14 protein-coding genes and 1 tRNA gene are annotated in these 16,423 nt (G+C 56.2%); 7 read left to right on the forward strand and 8 right to left on the reverse strand.

Features of this window, described 5'->3' with window-relative positions; all coding sequences use genetic code 11:
- Positions 1–29: 29 nt before the first annotated feature.
- From bchD to HPC62_RS05960, 6 genes are all read right to left on the reverse strand, one after another.
- Positions 30–2,114, reverse strand: coding sequence for a magnesium chelatase ATPase subunit D (gene bchD / locus HPC62_RS05935; RefSeq protein WP_172354188.1), 2,085 nt, complete (start codon positions 2,112–2,114; stop codon positions 30–32).
- 70 nt (positions 2,115–2,184) lie between these two features.
- On the reverse strand, positions 2,185–3,132 hold the full coding sequence (gene pip, locus HPC62_RS05940; RefSeq protein ID WP_172354189.1) for a prolyl aminopeptidase: 948 nt from the start codon (positions 3,130–3,132) through the stop codon (positions 2,185–2,187).
- 118 nt (positions 3,133–3,250) lie between these two features.
- Positions 3,251–3,535, reverse strand: a complete 285-nt coding sequence (locus tag HPC62_RS05945; RefSeq protein ID WP_172354190.1) for a hypothetical protein — start codon at positions 3,533–3,535, stop codon at positions 3,251–3,253.
- Positions 3,536–3,693: 158 nt separating this feature from the next.
- Complete coding sequence (accD, locus tag HPC62_RS05950) at positions 3,694–4,629, reverse strand: acetyl-CoA carboxylase, carboxyltransferase subunit beta (RefSeq protein ID WP_172354191.1); 936 nt, start codon at positions 4,627–4,629, stop codon at positions 3,694–3,696.
- 201 nt (positions 4,630–4,830) lie between these two features.
- Positions 4,831–5,055 (reverse strand): hypothetical protein, encoded by a 225-nt coding sequence (locus tag HPC62_RS05955; protein WP_156435370.1) that lies wholly within the window; start codon positions 5,053–5,055, stop codon positions 4,831–4,833.
- A 241-nt stretch (positions 5,056–5,296) separates the two neighbouring features.
- A complete protein-coding gene (locus HPC62_RS05960; protein ID WP_172354192.1) occupies positions 5,297–6,136 on the reverse strand; it encodes a prepilin peptidase in 840 nt (279 codons plus the stop codon).
- Between the two features lie 721 nt (positions 6,137–6,857).
- Between HPC62_RS05960 and HPC62_RS05965 the strand changes: the two genes are divergently transcribed.
- Both HPC62_RS05965 and hemJ read left to right on the forward strand, forming a co-directional pair.
- Positions 6,858–7,082, forward strand: coding sequence for a DUF2811 domain-containing protein (locus tag HPC62_RS05965; protein WP_172354193.1), 225 nt, complete (start codon positions 6,858–6,860; stop codon positions 7,080–7,082).
- Positions 7,083–7,591: 509 nt separating this feature from the next.
- Positions 7,592–8,182, forward strand: a complete 591-nt coding sequence (gene hemJ / locus HPC62_RS05970) for a protoporphyrinogen oxidase HemJ (protein WP_172354194.1) — start codon at positions 7,592–7,594, stop codon at positions 8,180–8,182.
- A gap of 429 nt (positions 8,183–8,611) precedes the next feature.
- On the opposite strand, the gene HPC62_RS05975 is transcribed toward hemJ, so the two are convergent.
- A complete protein-coding gene (locus tag HPC62_RS05975) occupies positions 8,612–9,097 on the reverse strand; it encodes a hypothetical protein (RefSeq protein ID WP_172354195.1) in 486 nt (161 codons plus the stop codon).
- A gap of 96 nt (positions 9,098–9,193) precedes the next feature.
- Here HPC62_RS05975 and HPC62_RS05980 point away from each other — a divergent pair, with 96 nt between their 5' ends.
- The 3 genes from HPC62_RS05980 (at position 9,194) to ggt (ending at position 13,333) form a co-directional block, all read left to right on the forward strand.
- Entirely contained in the window at positions 9,194–10,507 is a 1,314-nt protein-coding gene (locus tag HPC62_RS05980; RefSeq protein WP_172354196.1) for an NF041680 family putative transposase, read from the forward strand.
- A 425-nt stretch (positions 10,508–10,932) separates the two neighbouring features.
- A complete protein-coding gene (locus HPC62_RS05985; protein ID WP_172354197.1) occupies positions 10,933–11,631 on the forward strand; it encodes a COP23 domain-containing protein in 699 nt (232 codons plus the stop codon).
- A 139-nt stretch (positions 11,632–11,770) separates the two neighbouring features.
- Positions 11,771–13,333, forward strand: coding sequence for a gamma-glutamyltransferase (ggt, locus tag HPC62_RS05990; RefSeq protein ID WP_172354198.1), 1,563 nt, complete (start codon positions 11,771–11,773; stop codon positions 13,331–13,333).
- Positions 13,334–13,425: 92 nt separating this feature from the next.
- On the opposite strand, the gene HPC62_RS05995 is transcribed toward ggt, so the two are convergent.
- Positions 13,426–13,499, reverse strand: a tRNA-Arg gene (locus tag HPC62_RS05995).
- A gap of 839 nt (positions 13,500–14,338) precedes the next feature.
- Here HPC62_RS05995 and HPC62_RS06000 point away from each other — a divergent pair.
- A complete protein-coding gene (locus HPC62_RS06000; protein WP_172354199.1) occupies positions 14,339–15,010 on the forward strand; it encodes an Npun_F0813 family protein in 672 nt (223 codons plus the stop codon).
- A gap of 229 nt (positions 15,011–15,239) precedes the next feature.
- Positions 15,240–16,232, forward strand: a complete 993-nt coding sequence (locus HPC62_RS06005) for a hypothetical protein (RefSeq protein WP_172354200.1) — start codon at positions 15,240–15,242, stop codon at positions 16,230–16,232.
- The last annotated feature ends 191 nt before the right edge of the window (positions 16,233–16,423 follow it).

The raw sequence follows: 16,423 nt of genomic DNA on the forward strand, positions 1-16,423 counted from the left end.
CTTCTCATTGACTGCCTTCCTCTTCACCATTAGTCCAAACTAAAGAATGCACCCATTGTGGCAGCGGCGATCGCCTGGTCGGTGGCCTTGGGCAGGTGATAATACTTGCCACCTGCCTGTTTCGCTAGTTCTTTAGCAAAGCCCGTAGACACAAACTTATTCTCCGTGTCAATCACTAAAAGCTGAATATTTTGCGCCCGAATCTTGGTGGCAATGTCCAGCAGTTCCGCCTTAATGTCCGGCTTCTCTTCGCTGAGGATGGGTTCCCCCAGGGATTTGGCCAGCGGCACGTTGCCTCGTCCATCGGTAATAGCCACAATCACCACCTGTCCAATGTCACCGGAAGAGCGGGCATTCACCCCCACGCGCACCGCCTGCGTGAGTCCATGCGCCAGGGGAGAGCCGCCCCCACAGGGCATCCGCTCCAGTCGTCGCCGTGCCGAGGTGATGGAGCGAGTCGGGGGTAGCAGCACTTCTGCCTGGTCACCCCGAAAGGGAATCAGCGCCACTTGGTCACGGTTCTGGTAGGCCTCTGTCAGTAGCCGCAGAACTGCGCCCTTGGCAGAGTTCATCCGGTTCAGCGCCATTGATCCAGAGGCATCGACCACAAACACAATCAGCGCCCCCGCCTTGCGGGCCAGCCGCTTGGCGCGAAGGTCCGACTCTTCCACAAACACCCGCTTGCGAGGCGGCTGAGTTGCCGCTGCTCCCTGCTCGTAGCGCGATCGCCGGGCCTTTTGATAGGGCGCTGCCGAGCGCAACGTCGCGTCTACGGCAATCCGCCGCACCTTGCCCCTGGGCAGCATCGGCTTGATGTAGCGTCCCCGATCTTCCGAAAAGATCAGACTGCGCGACCCCGACTTGCCGCGTCGATTGGCCATCTGAGCAAAGTACAGCACCGACGGGTCGAGCAGCACGCCCTCTGGGTCAAAGATAAACTCCTCCGGGAGTTCCGGCGGATCTTGGGACTGGTCTTCTTCGTTCTCGTCTTCGTCGTCTTGCTCGTCTTCGTCCTGATCCTGGTCAGACGGCTGCTGATCCTGGGGCGGCGGGGGTGGCGGGGGCGATTCATCTTCGGGCGGCGGCTGGAGATCCAGCGCCCGGGGCACAATCACCAGCTTCACAGCCACGCGCAGATCGTCGGCGCTGACCTCGGTACGCCCTTCCAGCGCTGCGTTTGCCTTGGCCACCCGCACAGCAAACAGTTCCGCCCGATGCCCCTGCACGCCGCCGCGCAGCGCTTCCTGAACCAGATACTCAATCTGGGTGCGGGAAATGGTGACATCCTGGAGCCACTCGCGGGCGAGGATGATCTGGGTTTTGAGATTGTCCAGTTCTTCGCGATAGAGCTTGAGAAAATCTTCCGGCGACTGGGCATAGTCTGTAGCCCGCTCTACGGCTGCCACACGCTGGTCTAGCCCCAGGATTTCGTCCGCCGAAAGGGCGATCGCAATTCGGTCGAGCAAATGATTTCGCAGGTCGCCCTCTTCGGGGTTATAAGTGGCAATCAGCAGCGGCTTGCAGGGATGCTGAAAGCTAATGCCTTCGCGCTCAATCTGGTTGCGTCCCTCCGTCAGCGTCGTCAGCAGCAGATTCGCAATCTGGTCATCCAGCAGATTGATTTCGTCCACATACAGCACGCCTCGGTGCGCCTCTGCCAGCAGCCCCGGCTGGAATACGGTTTCCCCCGCCTTGATGGACTGAGCCACATCCACCGAGCCGAGCAGCCGATCTTCCGTTACGCCCAGCGGAATTTGGATAAAGGGAGCCGGGATGACGTGCGTGGGCAAAGCAGAATCCGCTTCGGGATCTGCTTTGAAATCCGCTGCTGCTTTGACCTCTGCGTATTTTTTCAGCGTGTCATCATCCCAGGCTTCGGGCAGGAGCGGATCGGCATTGCAGCAGGAGCCTTCGATGACTTCGATGGGGGGCAACAGCGCATGAATAGCGCGGGCCATGACGGATTTGGCCGTGCCGCGACGACCCGCAATCACCACGCCACCTAGCCCCGGGTCAACGGCGCAGAGCAGCAGGGCCAGCTTAATCGCCTCCTGTCCGACAACGGCGGTAAGGGGAAAACTGAGGGGTTGATCGGTCAACGTGGCGGCAGGCATGGCGAAAATCCAGGCGGGTTCAGGCTTCCAGCATATTCAGCATATCAGGAAGCGGGGCAGGGGGTTGGGGCTAGAGGGCGGAAAAGCGATCGCTCGCGTCCAGCAGCGCCGTCCGAATTCCTGGTTCGTTCATCGAGTGGCCTGCATCTGGCACGAGAATTAGCTCCGCCTCGGGCCAGGCGCGGTGAAGCTCCCAGGCAGACACCGCTGGACACACTACGTCGTAGCGCCCCTGCACAATTACGCCGGGAATGTGGCGAATGCGATCGACGTTTCGCAAGAGCTGGTCGTCTGGTTCAAAAAAGCCCTTGTTCACAAAATAATGGCATTCAATCCGGGCAAAGGCATCGGCAAACTCCGCCTCTGCAAAGCGCTCCTTTAGGTTGGCATCGGGCAGGAGCTTGCTGGTACTGGCTTCCCAGACCGACCAAGCGCGGGCCGCCTCCAGCCGAATTGCCGGGTCATCGCTGGTCAGCCGTCTGTAGTAGGCGCTGATTAAATCGTGCCGCTCCTCCGCAGGAATCGGCTTCAGGTAGTCTTCCCAGGCATCGGGATAGATGTAGCTGCATCCCTCCTGGTAGAACCACAGCAATTCCTTGCGCCGCAGCATGAAAATGCCCCGCAAAATTAGCCCCTTGCAGCGGTCGGGATGGGTCTGGCTGTAGGCGAGAGAGAGCGTGCTGCCCCAACTGCCGCCAAAGACCACCCAGCGATCGATGCCCAGGTGCGTCCGAATTGTCTCAATGTCATTCACCAAGTCCCAGGTGGTGTTTTCGCGTAGTTCGGCGTGGGGCGTGCTGCGACCACAGCCCCGCTGGTCAAATAGAACCACGCGCCACTTTTCCGGGTCAAAAAACTGGCGATAGCTGGGCGTAATGCCGCCGCCGGGGCCGCCGTGCAAAAAGACGACGGGTTTGCCTTGGGGGTTGCCCGCTTCTTCGTAGTAAATGGTGTGTAGGTCGGAAACCTGGAGGGTGCCAGAGGCGTAGGGTTCGATGGGGGGGTAGAGATCCCGCATGGGAGGAGAGAGAAAAAAGAGGGAAGAAAGAAGAGGGAAAAAGGAAGAGAGAAGAACGAAGAGGGAAGAAGGAAGAACGAAGAGGTGGGGGGAGGGGTGGTGGTGCTGGTCTGTATCCTTATTCGGGAGTGTGTGGGGCGATGACGGTGGTGACTTGGGATGTGCGATCGCACACGATCCAGCCCAGGTCTGGGGTTACATCGGCAGGGTTTTCGGTGACGCGAAAGAAGACTTTGCCGTCGGTTCGAGACTCGATGGCAAAATCGGCGCGATCGGCGTAGAGGACTTTGTAGCCCCGATCTTGCAGGCAATACTTGGCCCAGGCTTTGAGGGAGTGCTTTTGCGGCTCGTAGGGAATCGGAGGCTGGCGAAACACCTCCTGCATTGCGGCGATGAGTTGCATAGGGGCGTAGCAGCAGGATCTCAGTAAAGACAACAGATCCACCATACAAGCTTTTTCCTGTCCGGATGGTGACCGCTTGCAATGACGGCTTATATGCGGTGTGAAATTATTGAAACTACTGAAATTACGCTGAAATTGCTATCGAAGCCACAACGAGATTACAACTCGTGGGGAATTTTGAGTGGCAAGGTTTCGGGTACGGTGTCGGGGACGTGAACCGCGTGGGTTGCGGGCTGTGGAGGCTGATGCAGCAGGATGAGTTGGGCCAGGGTTTTTTTCAACTCAGTGCGCGGCACGATGGTATCTACAAAGCCGTGGTTGAGCAAATATTCCGAGGTTTGAAAGTCGTCGGGGAGCTTTTCGCGGAGGGTCTGCTCGACGACACGCCGCCCTGCAAAGCCGATAGTGGCCTGGGGTTCCGCCAGGATCAGGTCGCCCAGCATAGCAAAGCTAGCCGTTACGCCGCCCGTTGTGGGATGGGTTAGCACGGGGATGTAGAGCAGACAGGCTTCTCGGTGTCGCTCTAGGGCCCCGGAGATTTTCGCCATTTGCATGAGGCTGAGCATTCCCTCCTGCATTCGTGCGCCGCCAGAAGCACAGACGATAATCACTGGGAGGCGATCGCGCGTGCCTCGTTCAATCATGCGGGTCAGCTTTTCGCCCACGACAGACCCCATGCTGCCGCCCATAAAGCGAAAGTCCATCACGCCCAGCGCCACGGGCAAATCGTTCAGCCGTCCAACGCCTGTGGCAACAGCATCCCTGAGGCGTGTTTTTTCCTGAGTGTCGCGGATGCGATCGCTGTAGGATTTGCGATCGCGAAAACCCAGCGGATCGGTGGGCGATAGGTGTTCGTCCAGCGGGGTCCAGGTGCCTGGATCGATCAGTTGCTGAATGCGCTCGTCGCTAAAGATGCGGTTGTGATGCTTGCACTCTGGACAGACCATGAGGTTTGCCCGCAGGTCTTTGGTATAGGTCAACACGCCGCAGTTGGGGCACTTGCTCCAGAGTCCGTCGGCGATTTCTCGCTCCTGCTGATTCTGGCTGATGGCACCAGCTTTGCGTCGATTTGCAAACCAGTCAAACAGAGACATGAAAAAAACAGGGGATAAAGGGTGGTGTTAAATTTCGCTGAGGCGGCGCTCTATGGCAAAGGCTCTATGGCAAAAGAGAATGGAAAGAGTGGATTGGGGAAGATTCTGTGAAAACGGGAGACTTTACGTAGAAGACTTTACTAAAGGGATAAGTGGGGAGGCGTTTCTAGTGTGCTAGGAGAGGGCGATCGCCCCTCTGCGCTACTCCGGTTTTACGTCCTCTGCGTCATCGATAGGACTCAGCAGCAGCAGCGCCGTCCACCAGTCTCGCGGGTCAACCTGCACCGCCGCAGGCGTGCCCCCGCCGAAATGCGCCTGAACGCCCTGTGCCACCACCCGCGCCGGAATCTCATGGGCCGCCAGCATTTGCTGCATGAGTTCTGCTTCCAAATAAGTATTGGTGGTTCTCAACGTTGTCCAAGCCACATCCGTAGCGTATGTGATTCAAACTACGATGTTGATTCTATCAGAGGCGGGGGGAGATCAGGGGTTGGGGGTTGGGGGCCGGAGCGGTTCTGCGTCCTGTTGCTTTGCTCTGAGATCTTGATTCTGGCTTTTAGATTAGCGATTTTAGATTGCCAGTTTTAGATTCCCAGTTTGAGGGGCTGCAAGGCTTCCAGCCATTTCCTCTGGGGCGCTGTTTGGGGAATTTAGGGAATTAGGGAATTTATTGAACAATGCCCCAAAAGAGCCCCAGGTAGCCGCGAATCAGGCTCTCTCCAAAGAAGACGGCGAGAATCGCGCCAAGTGCCAGAAACGGGCCGAAAGGGATGGGCTGGCGACGGCTGAGCAGGCCAAGGGCGATCGCCCCCCCGCCCACAAATGCCCCCAACACGCACGCCAGAAACCCCGCCAGCAGCAGCAATTTCCAGCCTAGCCACGCCCCCATCATCGCCGCCAGCTTTGCATCACCGCCGCCCATTGCGGTTTGCCCCAAAGCTACAGAGCCAACAAACGTTATCAGATCCAGCCCCCAGATGCCCAGCACTGCGCCCACTACGCCGCCCATCACCGCTGCGGCGCTGCCCATCAGTCCGCCCTGCCCAGTGGCGACTCCCTGCGACCAGCCCATCGCCGCCTGAAAGACCAACCCCGCCACCAGTCCCGATTGGGTCAGCACGTTGGGCAGGGTGAGCGTATCCAGGTCGATCAGCGCCAGCGCCATCAGCCAGCTCACCAGCGCCCAGTAGCCCACCGCAGGCAGCGGTAGCGCAAAAGACTGAGCCACGGCGACAAACAGCAACCCTGTAATCAGTTCCACCAGCGGATATCGGGGGGAAATCGACGCTTTGCACGTTCGACACTGTCCACCCAACCACAGCCAGCCCAGCACGGGCACGTTGTCGTAGGGCCGGATGGGGGTGAGGCAAGAGGGACAGCGAGACGGCGGATGCAGCAGCGACAGCCCTGCCGGAATCCGATACACCACCACGTTGAGAAAGCTGCCGACCGATGCGCCGATGAGGAACACGATCAGTGCCCTCAGTCCTTCAAGAATTAGCTCCATAGACCAAAATTAGACAAAAATTAGACCAAAGTGACCGAAAGCCCTTGAATCCTAGTCTCTGTAGGCGCTGCAATGTCAAGCTATGGCCAAAAGTCAGGGCGCTTTCCAGCAGTTTGCAATTCTTATCTTTCGGGGCGATTTTCCCCACAGTCTCCACAAGCTTTCCACAGCGATATCGAAGTTTTCCACAGGGGATCGGGTAGTTTTCCACAGGCTTCTACGGTGGCATTGGGGCTAGAGGAATTTTCTGGGGAATTCGCCAAAGGGCGATCGCCCCCTCAGAATCATCGGGCTTTAATGAAGTTTCGTAACAAAAAACGACCTCAAATCCGCATTGCACCGTAAAACTTTTTTAAATCTAAAGCCCTCTGCAACAGTTCTTAAGGTTGACAACCCCACCCCCTCCTGGCGCAAAATGATGCGACCTGCTCAATTAAAGCGCTCCTTGGCAGAGGGGACCGACTATCACCAGAGTTCGATTTTTCGGTCTGGCGTGTCGCTATCCGTCCTCTGGCGAGAGTTTGCGCTGCTTTTGTGTGCCTGAGCGTCGGGACAAAGCGGCAACTTGCTGCCTCCCCTCACCTCCACCATCAGGTGCGTGCCTTTTCAAAACCTGACCTCATTCTGGCTGGCCCAGTCAAACGAGAGGGTTTATCGAGTTTGGTTCCTGCGTCCGAGCTTCTGTTTCACCATCCAAAACTTCATCACTGAGGTTTCCCACATGAACGCAACTGTCAGCATCCTGGCCGAAATTCCTGAAGATTTGCACCTATCCCTCAAGGGCTACCTGGAAACCCATCCCGATTGGGATCAAGACCGGGTGTTCTGCGCCGCGCTGTCGCTGTTCTTGCTGCAACACGTCAGCAGCAACAGCCCAACCACTGCCCACTGCTATCGGCAGGCAGCACGGGTCTACCTCGACACGCTGTTCAAACATGCCGTTTAAGCCGTTTAACAGGTTTAGGACTTGCACACTGGCGATGGGTTTTCTGGATTTTGGACGATTTTTCGTAGACTGCGCCTGCGAGAAATCCTACAACTGCGTCAGTCCTAAAGTTGTTTAACGGGTTTGGGGGATGCCGTCTTAGCGATGCAGAGCGATACAGGCAGCCCCCCAAACGGCTGGATGCGATCGCGCAACATCCGACAGAATCTAGCCGTTTACTTCAAAAGCTCCCCGCCCAAACTGCAAACCTTGAGCGGGGAGTTTTTAGAATCAGCAGATGCACCCGTTCCACAGACAATTGCGCTAGGCAATTGCGCTGAACGGCTGCTTACCTCTCAGACAGCTAAAAGCGAATGTCACAGGTCAACACTGCGTCAGCGCTGCGTTAAATAGTAATCAGAGTTTTATGCGGCAAATTTCAAGAAATCTAAAGCCAGTCCGCCCTGGCCCCAAGGTGGCTTGATATGATCGGGCTTGCACGACTTTGACGCTGTGGAAAGAGACTTTAGATGAACTATTTTTGGTTTAAGGCCTTTCATATTGTGGGCATTGTGGCGTGGTTTGCAGGATTGTTTTACCTGCCGCGCCTATTTGTGTATCATGCTGAGGCGTATGAACAGCCCGAACCCGCCCAGAGCATTCTGAAAAACCAGTATCAGATCATGGAGAAGCGGCTCTACAGCATCATCATGACCCCGGCGATGTTGTTGACCGTCGCGATGGCGATCGCCCTTATCACCACAGAACCCGAAGTCCTCAGGGAACCCTGGCTGCACGCCAAACTCGCCCTTGTGGTTTTGCTCATCGGCTATCACCACTACTGCAAGCGGCTGATGAAAAAACTGGCAGCCGACGAGTGCAAAATGACCAGCCAGCAGTTCCGCTGGTTCAACGAATTTCCCACGATTCTGTTTATTTTGGTAGTAATGCTGGCGGTGTTTAAGAACAACTTGCCGACGGATATCGCTGCCTATGGCGTGGTGGGGCTGCTGATTGCCTTTGCCGCCGCAATCCAGCTTTACGCCCGCAAGCGACGGCTCGACCGCGAACGCGCCCTCAGTGCAGACCTGTCCGATGCTGGCGTGGGCAGTTCGACCTAGCGCGAGACACAGGCTTCGGGGCCTTGCTCTAAGACATTTTGCTCTAAGAGCTAATTTATGAAGCAAATCTTAAGAAGCCTGAAACTCTTGGCATGTGTGGCTTTGAGGTCATGTTTGCCCAGGAAAAGCGGTTTCTCGGAAATCCTTGATTAACAAGGCTTTCAGGCTCCTTTACAAATTAGCTCTAAGACGTTTTGCTATAAGACATCTTGCTTTAGGACATTTTGTTTTAAGACAACATGCTCTAGGACATAAAGCGGCTGAGAGGTACTGGAGCGACAGCCCCGCCTAATTTGCAGCGTGCTACTCGCTCAACAGCGCCAGACTTTCGGAGAAATCAGCGTCTAGCACCTCTTCCCACTCTGAGAGCATGACGGCAAAATCGACCTTCTCTGGCGGTGAGAGATCAGAAGTGGCAATCGCCCCGACCTAGACCTTGCTCAGCAATTGATCAATCTCAAACACATCGGCCCCATAGTCCGATAGCTCCTCCCACTCGTTCGCCCAGGCAGCCGTAATTGTCTCTAAGATGGCGATCGCATTGTTGCCGTTGCCTGCCTCCACAAAGTCTTGCGCCTGTTGCAGTAGGTTTGAAATTTCTTCCGTAAATGGGTCATCCTCATGCCCCTCCTGCAAATACACCAGCCCATTCCGCAAAATTTCTCTCATTTCTTGCCGAATGGGTTTAATGTCAACCGTCGGGCGATAGCAACGTCTGGTGTCGCGGGGCGGCGCAGGATTTAAAAGCCTGAGAACATGGCGCTCGATCTCGTCCAGCAGTTGAGGATTGTCTTCTGCAAGCGCCTGGATTAGTCCCTGCGTTTGCACCAGGTTTAACCAATCGAGCAACTGCGCCAGAGTCGGGCGAGACTCGATTGGCTGCTTTTCCCGCACCACGCTCAGCCCCACCGCCACCAGATGCTTTAGTTTGGACTAATGGTGAAGAGGAAGGCAGTCAATGAGAAGCACCGACTGCCGTAAGGTCAATGAAGTACAACCAACATTGACCCCATGATTTTCAACGAACTTCAGCAATTTCGCCAAACGTTGTATGCCAGCTTGGGAAACGCCAGAGATGCCCTGTTTGATCTGATGGATGCCGTGTTAGTGAGTGCGTGCATCGTGTCGTTTGTGAGGCTATCGCAGAGTCCTGTCTTTCGTCACCAGTGGTCGAGCACCTATGAAGCGTTGCGCGATAGCCGCCTACCCCGATCAAAGGTGCTGAAGCTGTTGGTGCAGCAGATACCGACTCAGCAGCAACCGTTGTTGGCAGGTGATGCGAGTCGGTGGAACCGTCCTGCTGCCAGGCGTTTGAAAGACCGCACCTTATCAGGCAGAACAGGACATGCCCCGATAGCCGGACAAAACTACAGTACCTTAGCCTGGATTGCTGAAGACAGGGGCAGTTGGGCATTACCATTGCGGCATGAGCGCATCACCAGCTTTGAAACACCCGCCAGTAAAGCGGCATTCCAACTCAAACAAGTGACTCGGCAGTTAGCGGTGCGTCCGTTGGCGATCTACGACCGAGGGTACGGCAATGCCAGTTTTGTCAACCAAACGGCAGGGATTGAGGCAGACTTGCTGCTGCGGGTTACATCCAATCGATGTGTCTATGGCGCGCCCCCAGCGTATCGAGGGCGAGGCGCACCTGCCAAGCATGGACATAAGATGAAACTCAATGACCCTGACACTTGGAGTGTCCCGGTCGAAACCGTTGAAGTCGATGATCCCAACTGGGGACGAGTGCGGGTCAGTCGTTGGAGTGCATACCATTTCCGCAAATCCCCCAAACGGGCAATGGAAGTGTTGCGCGTGGAGGTGCTGGAGACACAGAGCAGCACGCGACGCTTGGCTCCTTTGTGGTTAGTTTGGCTGGGTGAGCAGATGCCTCCGTTAGAAACCCTGTGGTTGCACTACCTCCGTCGCTTTGCCATTGAACACTGGTATCGCTTTGCCAAGCAGAGGCTATATTGGACACATCCCCAGTTCAGTTCTGTATCGGCAACCGAACAGTGGAGCAGCCTGATGCCGTTGCTCAGTTGGCAGTTGTGGTTAGCGCGAAAGGACTGTACTGACCACCCCTTGCCCTGGCAGGCACCGCAAGAAACGTTGACTCCGGGTCGGGTCGCACAAGCGTTTGCAGGCATTTTGGCAGCGATTGGCACCCCTGCTCCTGCGCCTAAACCTCGTGGTAAATCGCCAGGACGAGGCAAGGGGCACAAGCCAACTCCTCGTCCCTGCTATCCGATGGTCAAAAAACGAGCCTCGAAACGCAAGACATCCGAACAATCCCTGAACAGTCCGGTTGCAACAGCAGCTTAACTGCGAGCAGGATTGTATCCAATTCCTTAAGTTCAACTGTTATGAACGGTTGAGCAGATTCTTTATGGCATCCTGTTGAGCATTATTGTGATGCCAGTTAGTCCAAACTAAAGAAGTTTGGAGCCTTGTCCCAAACCGGGGCTGATTCAGGCACTTTTTCTGAGGCGGCCCGTCCAGGGTTTGTATAGAACTGGGCCTAACAGGTGACTGAATCGATGAAATCAGTCTGGCACTGGGTTGCTGGGTAATGGGCGATCGCCCCTCTTCCAGTCCCACTTCTTCTATTACCAATAGGACTTACGCAGTTGGAGGATTTCTTGTGGGCGCAGCCCGCAAGAAATCCTCCAAAAACCAGAAAACTTATCGCAAGTGCGTAAGTCCTGACCAATTCATTCGCAGGCACATCAGGAAAGGGAGAGCCTCACATGCGTCAACAATTTAACCTCTGGCAACGATTGGCAAGCACAGCAGGTGTCGCGGTGGTGGTCGGCATGGGAGCCATGACGATGCCCAAACCTGCCGACGCGCAGACCGTGCCCAGCGGCACCCGCTTTAGCTGCCAGCTCGAAAATGGCGAGTATCAGGTGATGTATTCGCCCGCAAGCCAGCCAGGGCAGCTTTATCCCTGGGCGCGTCCCACGACGCTGGGCGGCGGCTGGACGGCCGATCGCCGCTGTGCCGAGATTGCGCGGAGGCTGGAATCTTATCGACCGGATGGGCTGACGGAACTGAAAACCGGGACGCTGAACGGCTATAACGTCGTCTGCGCCACGACCCAGCAGGTTCCCGACTGTCGTCTGGTGTTGACGGTGCCGCCCGGACAAGACCCGATCATCGTGCGCGATCGCGTGTTTGAAAACCTGACCGTAGCCGACAGCGGCCAACGCACCGAGGGCGTGACGACCTTCCAGGGGCGCGACGGTCGGCTGATCGAGCAAATTGGCGATGCGCTGAATCTCCGCCTGCCCCGCAGCCGCCGTTCCTCCTCTGCACCCGCCAGCGGCATCAACCTGCGGCCGTTCCTCGACCCGGCAGATGGGGGCACGGGCGATCGCCTGCGTTCTGCGGTTCCCGCCCGCTCAAGCTCTGGCAGCTATCGGCTGAATCCAGATCTCTTTCGATAGGAGGAGTTTGGCAGGCAGGAGACAGGGTTGAACCAATGGGGTGGCGAAAGCTTGCATAAAAAGCCTGCATAATAGGCTGAAGCCTGTATGACTCGTTGCCAGCAGGCGAACCCGTCACCCTTTATTTCAGACCTTCCTCATGCCCGCCAAGACCCGTGGTGCGATCGCCGCCGGACACCCCAAAACCGCCGAAGCTGGAGCCGAGATGCTGCGGCTGGGGGGCAATGCATTTGATGCTGCGGCGGCGGCGATGCTGGCATCCTGCGTTACAGAGCCAACCCTCACGTCGCTGGGAGGCGGGGGGTTTTTGCTGGCGCACACGGCGGAGCGGCAAAATATTCTGTTCGATTTTTTTACCCAGACCCCGCGCCAGCGGCGACCCGTCGAGGCGGTCGAGTTTTATCCAGTGCTGGTGGACTTTGGAACGGCGGTGCAGGAGTTTCATATTGGGCTGGGGGCGATCGCCGTTCCGGGCACCGTGGCGGGTCTATTTCAGATGCACCGTCGGCTGGGGCGGCTGCCCATGTCGGCTGTGGCAGAACCCGCGCTGCACTACGCCACAGCGGGCGTAGAAATCGGCGACTTCCAGGCTTACTGCTTTCAAATCTTGCGGCCGATTTTGCTGACCTGTCCAGAGATGGGGCAACTCTGCACGCGAGAGGGGGAACTGCTGCAACCGGGCGATCGCTTCTACAATCCCGACCTGGCAGAGACGATCCGGCTGCTGGTGCAGGAGGGGCCGCAGGCGTTTTATGAAGGCGAGATTGCCCATGCGCTGGTGAAAGATTCCCAAACGCGGGGCGGCTATTTGTCGCTGGAGGATTTGCGCCAGTATCGCGTCATCGAGCGATCGCCCCTGATGACCCGCTATCGGGGCACCACGCTCGTTACCAACCCGCCCCCCAGTTCCGGCGGCTGCCTGATTGCCTTTGCGCTGGCGCTGCTGTCTCAAGTCGAGGTTGCAGGGTACGAATTTGGCTCAGAGGCGCACCTGACGCTTTTGGCAGACGCGATGCGGCTCACCAACTTGGCCCGTGCCGATGGCTACGACTCCCGGATCAACCAGCCCGATGTGGCAGAGCGCTTTCTGGCAGAGGCACACCTGCATCGCTATGCCCAGCAGCTTTTGCAGACGGCAGGGGTGAACAAATGGGGCAGCACAACCCACTTTAGCGTCATCGATGGCGAGGGCAATGCGGCTAGCATTACTGCCTCCAACGGCGAAGGGTCAGGCTATACGATTCCGGGAACGGGCATCATGCTGAACAATATGCTGGGCGAGGCAGATCTGCATCCTGGCGGGTTTCATCAGTGGCCGCTTGATGCGCGAATTTCCTCCATGATGGCTCCGACGATGGTGCTGGCGGCGGGAATGCCAGAACTGGTGCTGGGGTCTGGAGGCTCGAACCGGATTCGCACAGCGATTTTGCAGGTGATTTCCAACGTCATCGACTTTCAGATGCCGATTGAGCAGGCTGTAAACTCACCTCGCATCCACTGGGAAGCAGACGTGATGAACCTAGAGCCAGGGTTTGAGATTCCCAAAGTCCACACTCAATTTCCCTGGAACAGTGAGATCGTGCCGTGGGAACATCTGAATATGTTTTTTGGTGGGGTTCATACGGTGCTGGCGAACCCGGATGGCAGGCTGACGGGTGCGGGCGATCGCCGTCGCAGCGGCTTTGTCGCGCTGGTCGAATAGAGATCTTCGGATTCCTTTAGATTCTCAAGTTTCTTAGATTTTCAATATAGATTCTCAAACTTCAGCCCCTCAGACCTCAGCTTTTCCAAAAACGCCCCAGGCAGGACTCGAACCTGCGACCGACTGCTTAGAAGGCAGTTGCTCTATCCGGCTGAGCTACTGGAGCCAGCAAACCTTACGCGATACGTGTAGCTGTGTAGCTGACCTACAACACAACCCATAGGCTTGAGATGAACTTGATTCTATCAGTTACACCCGCTTGCTTGAAGTGTGATTGCTTAAAGCGTCAGCCGTTGCGGACAGGATTCTGAAGTGCGGATTTCCAGGATTTCCAGGATTTCCAGGTTTAAGCACACCCTATGCCAACTCATGCCAACTCATATTTTTAATCAGACGACCAAGCGGCGTTAGGGAACCCAGACAAGATGGGAAAACTAAACCAGCCCAACTTAACACACGAACGAGTCTATATGAACCGATCAGCAAGTTTAGAATAAACCCCCAAAGGGCTTGGACTCGCCCAATATCTGAGTCCTGCGCTCCGACAAGCTGTTCAGCAGAGACCATTGCTCCCAAGCGTGCCCTAAGAGCTAATTTGTAAAGGAGCCTGAAAGCCTTGTTAATCAAGGATTTCCGAGAAACCGCTTTTCCTGGGCAAACATGACCTCAAAGCCACACATGCCAAGAGTTTCAGGCTTCTTAAGATTTGCTTCATAAATTAGCTCTAAGGCAGATTTCATGTTTTGCAATCGCTCCTCCAGCGTCCGCGTTTCATCCCATCAAAATTACTATACGCTTACTATACGATCTAACGCTTGCGGGGTCTTGACCTTGCAAACGGTCTGTCCACCGTCTAAGCGCTCTGTCCAGAACCAAGTTCGTCCCAGTGCCCAGCGCTAAACGAATCCGGTATCAGGTGTACACTTAGACCAATCCAGTGTGTATCGCCCATCGAACGGCGGTTTTCCAACACCCCCGCCCTGACAGGAGTCAACCGACCAAATCATGTTTATCTTAAAGCGGCAGGATGTTGAAATTACGAGCGTTCAACACCCCAAAAAAGATCAACAGATTCCTGTTCTGCATTACCAGGGACAGTCCTTTCGGCTGATCAGCGTGTTTAACGCGGCTCAGGAGGAAGACGCAAAAGCCTTTTGGCGCGATTTGACGGATAATCGGGGCAAAGCCTGCGTGTTGCTGGAGGAGCCAGAGCGCTATAGCGTGTGGGGCAAGGTGCGGCTGGATCAGCTTGCTGCGGACAGTGGCGACCAGGTGGCAACGGATAGCACGTCTCCAGCCCTGATTCAGGCGGCGCTGCTGCTGCTCCAGGCGGTCTACATCGATATTGAAGATCTGCTGGGGGGACGGCAGGCTGGCATGTTTCAGAAAGAAATTTCCAGCGTATTTCAGCAGTGGCGGTTTCCTCAAACCGAGTCGCCGGATGCGATTAACCAGCTTCTGACGGTTGATCCGCTGGCATCGCTCCAGGTGCCCCCCTGGCAAGAGCATCATCTGAACACGCTGCTGCTGGAGTTGCTGCGCTTAGGCAAAGAGCATTTTGGGAATACTAGCTTCACGGGGCGGGTGCTGGATGCGCTTCAGGATATGTCTGAGGGCGATCGCACGCAGTTCCTAAACTGGCTCAAGCAGTCCCCCTCTGGAAAAGACTGGCAATAGCTGGCAGGTATTCGCAAGCATTCTTCGCGATCCTTCCTCGCGATTATTCATTGAGGGCGATCGCTCAATCAGTCAGACTTGTCGCCTTGCATTGTGGTCTAGTGCAGCTTTTTACCCTGCGGCTTCTTAATAAAGTTGCCATTGAGCGTCCAAACTATGAAAAATTCTGTTTTAATTTGGCTATTCTCAACCCGCATCTTCCTGTGCCCTCCAGTTAAGGAGTGATTCTGTGGCTAAGAAAACCTCTGGCTCTTCCTCGTCCATCCCAGTGCAGACCATTGTCATCATCGCTATCCTGTGGGCGGTGTTTTCCCTGCTGTTCTTCCTGCTGTTTAGCGTGCCGCTGCCGGGGCAGGGTCGTCCAGAGTGGTATGGCATTACGACCTATTTTTTGGAAAATATTGCCTTTTTGGGAGCGTCCATCCTCTGCTTTCGCAACTGGCGCAGTCCGCTGATCGTGAGCGGGCGCACGGTTTGGCTGCTGATTGGGCTGGGAATGCTGTCTTTCTTTATTGGCAATTTGATTCTTGGACAGTGGGAAATTGGCTGGGGCAAGGAACCGGATGCGTCTCCTGCCGACCTGTTTTTCCTGCTGATGTATTTGCTGGTGGGCGCGGGTATGTTTTTGGCGGTGTCTTCGCGCAAGCTGAACCTGGCAATCTGGCAGTGGCTAGCGGTGATAGGCGTAGGGGTTTTGGGGGTTGTGATTGCCTGGTTTATCTACAACGGGGCAAGTGGGGCTGCCTCGGCGGCGGTCTGGATTGATCCTCCGGCGATCGCCCAAACTGCGCCCGACGCGGCCCCAGCGGCTCCGGCGACTGCCCCGGTGCCCGCCGAGCCTGCCCCAGCCGCCGCAGCTACAACCTCCAGAGTCCCTGGTTGGGCGGTGGCGCTAGAAGACACCCTGTCCCCGTTCTCAGGTACCTTTGCGATCGCCTATGTGGCTGGAGATATCATTCTGCTGATGGCTGCGATGGCACTGCTGCTGGCGTTTTGGGGCGGGCGATTCTCGCTGTCCTGGCGCTTCATTGCCGCCGCTGCAATCTGCTTTTACGTTGCAGATATGTGGTTCCTCTACGCTACCCGCTACGTCGAGGGCTATCAAACGGGCGGCTTGCTCGAAGTGTTCTGGATTTTTAGCGCCTGCCTGTTTGCCATTGGTGCTGCGCTGGAGTATGACCTGTCGAGCCGCTCTCGTCGGGGCAGCCGTCGCCGCGCCTGAGTGTTTTGGAACCCGCTTAGAGCTAAGTAAATCTAGAGGCAGATAAACTTAGAGGCAGATAAACTCCCCTTGTGTGCAGCTTGCATAAGGCGTAGTTGAGGCGCGTAGTTGAGTCCTAGTTGCTAGGCAGTGTCTTAAAACTTTCTAGGTCGTTGATTACCTTGAGTCGATCCCCCTAGATCCCCCTTATT

The organism is Thermoleptolyngbya sichuanensis A183, assembly GCF_013177315.1.
GTDB lineage: Bacteria > Cyanobacteriota > Cyanobacteriia > Elainellales > Elainellaceae > Thermoleptolyngbya > Thermoleptolyngbya sichuanensis.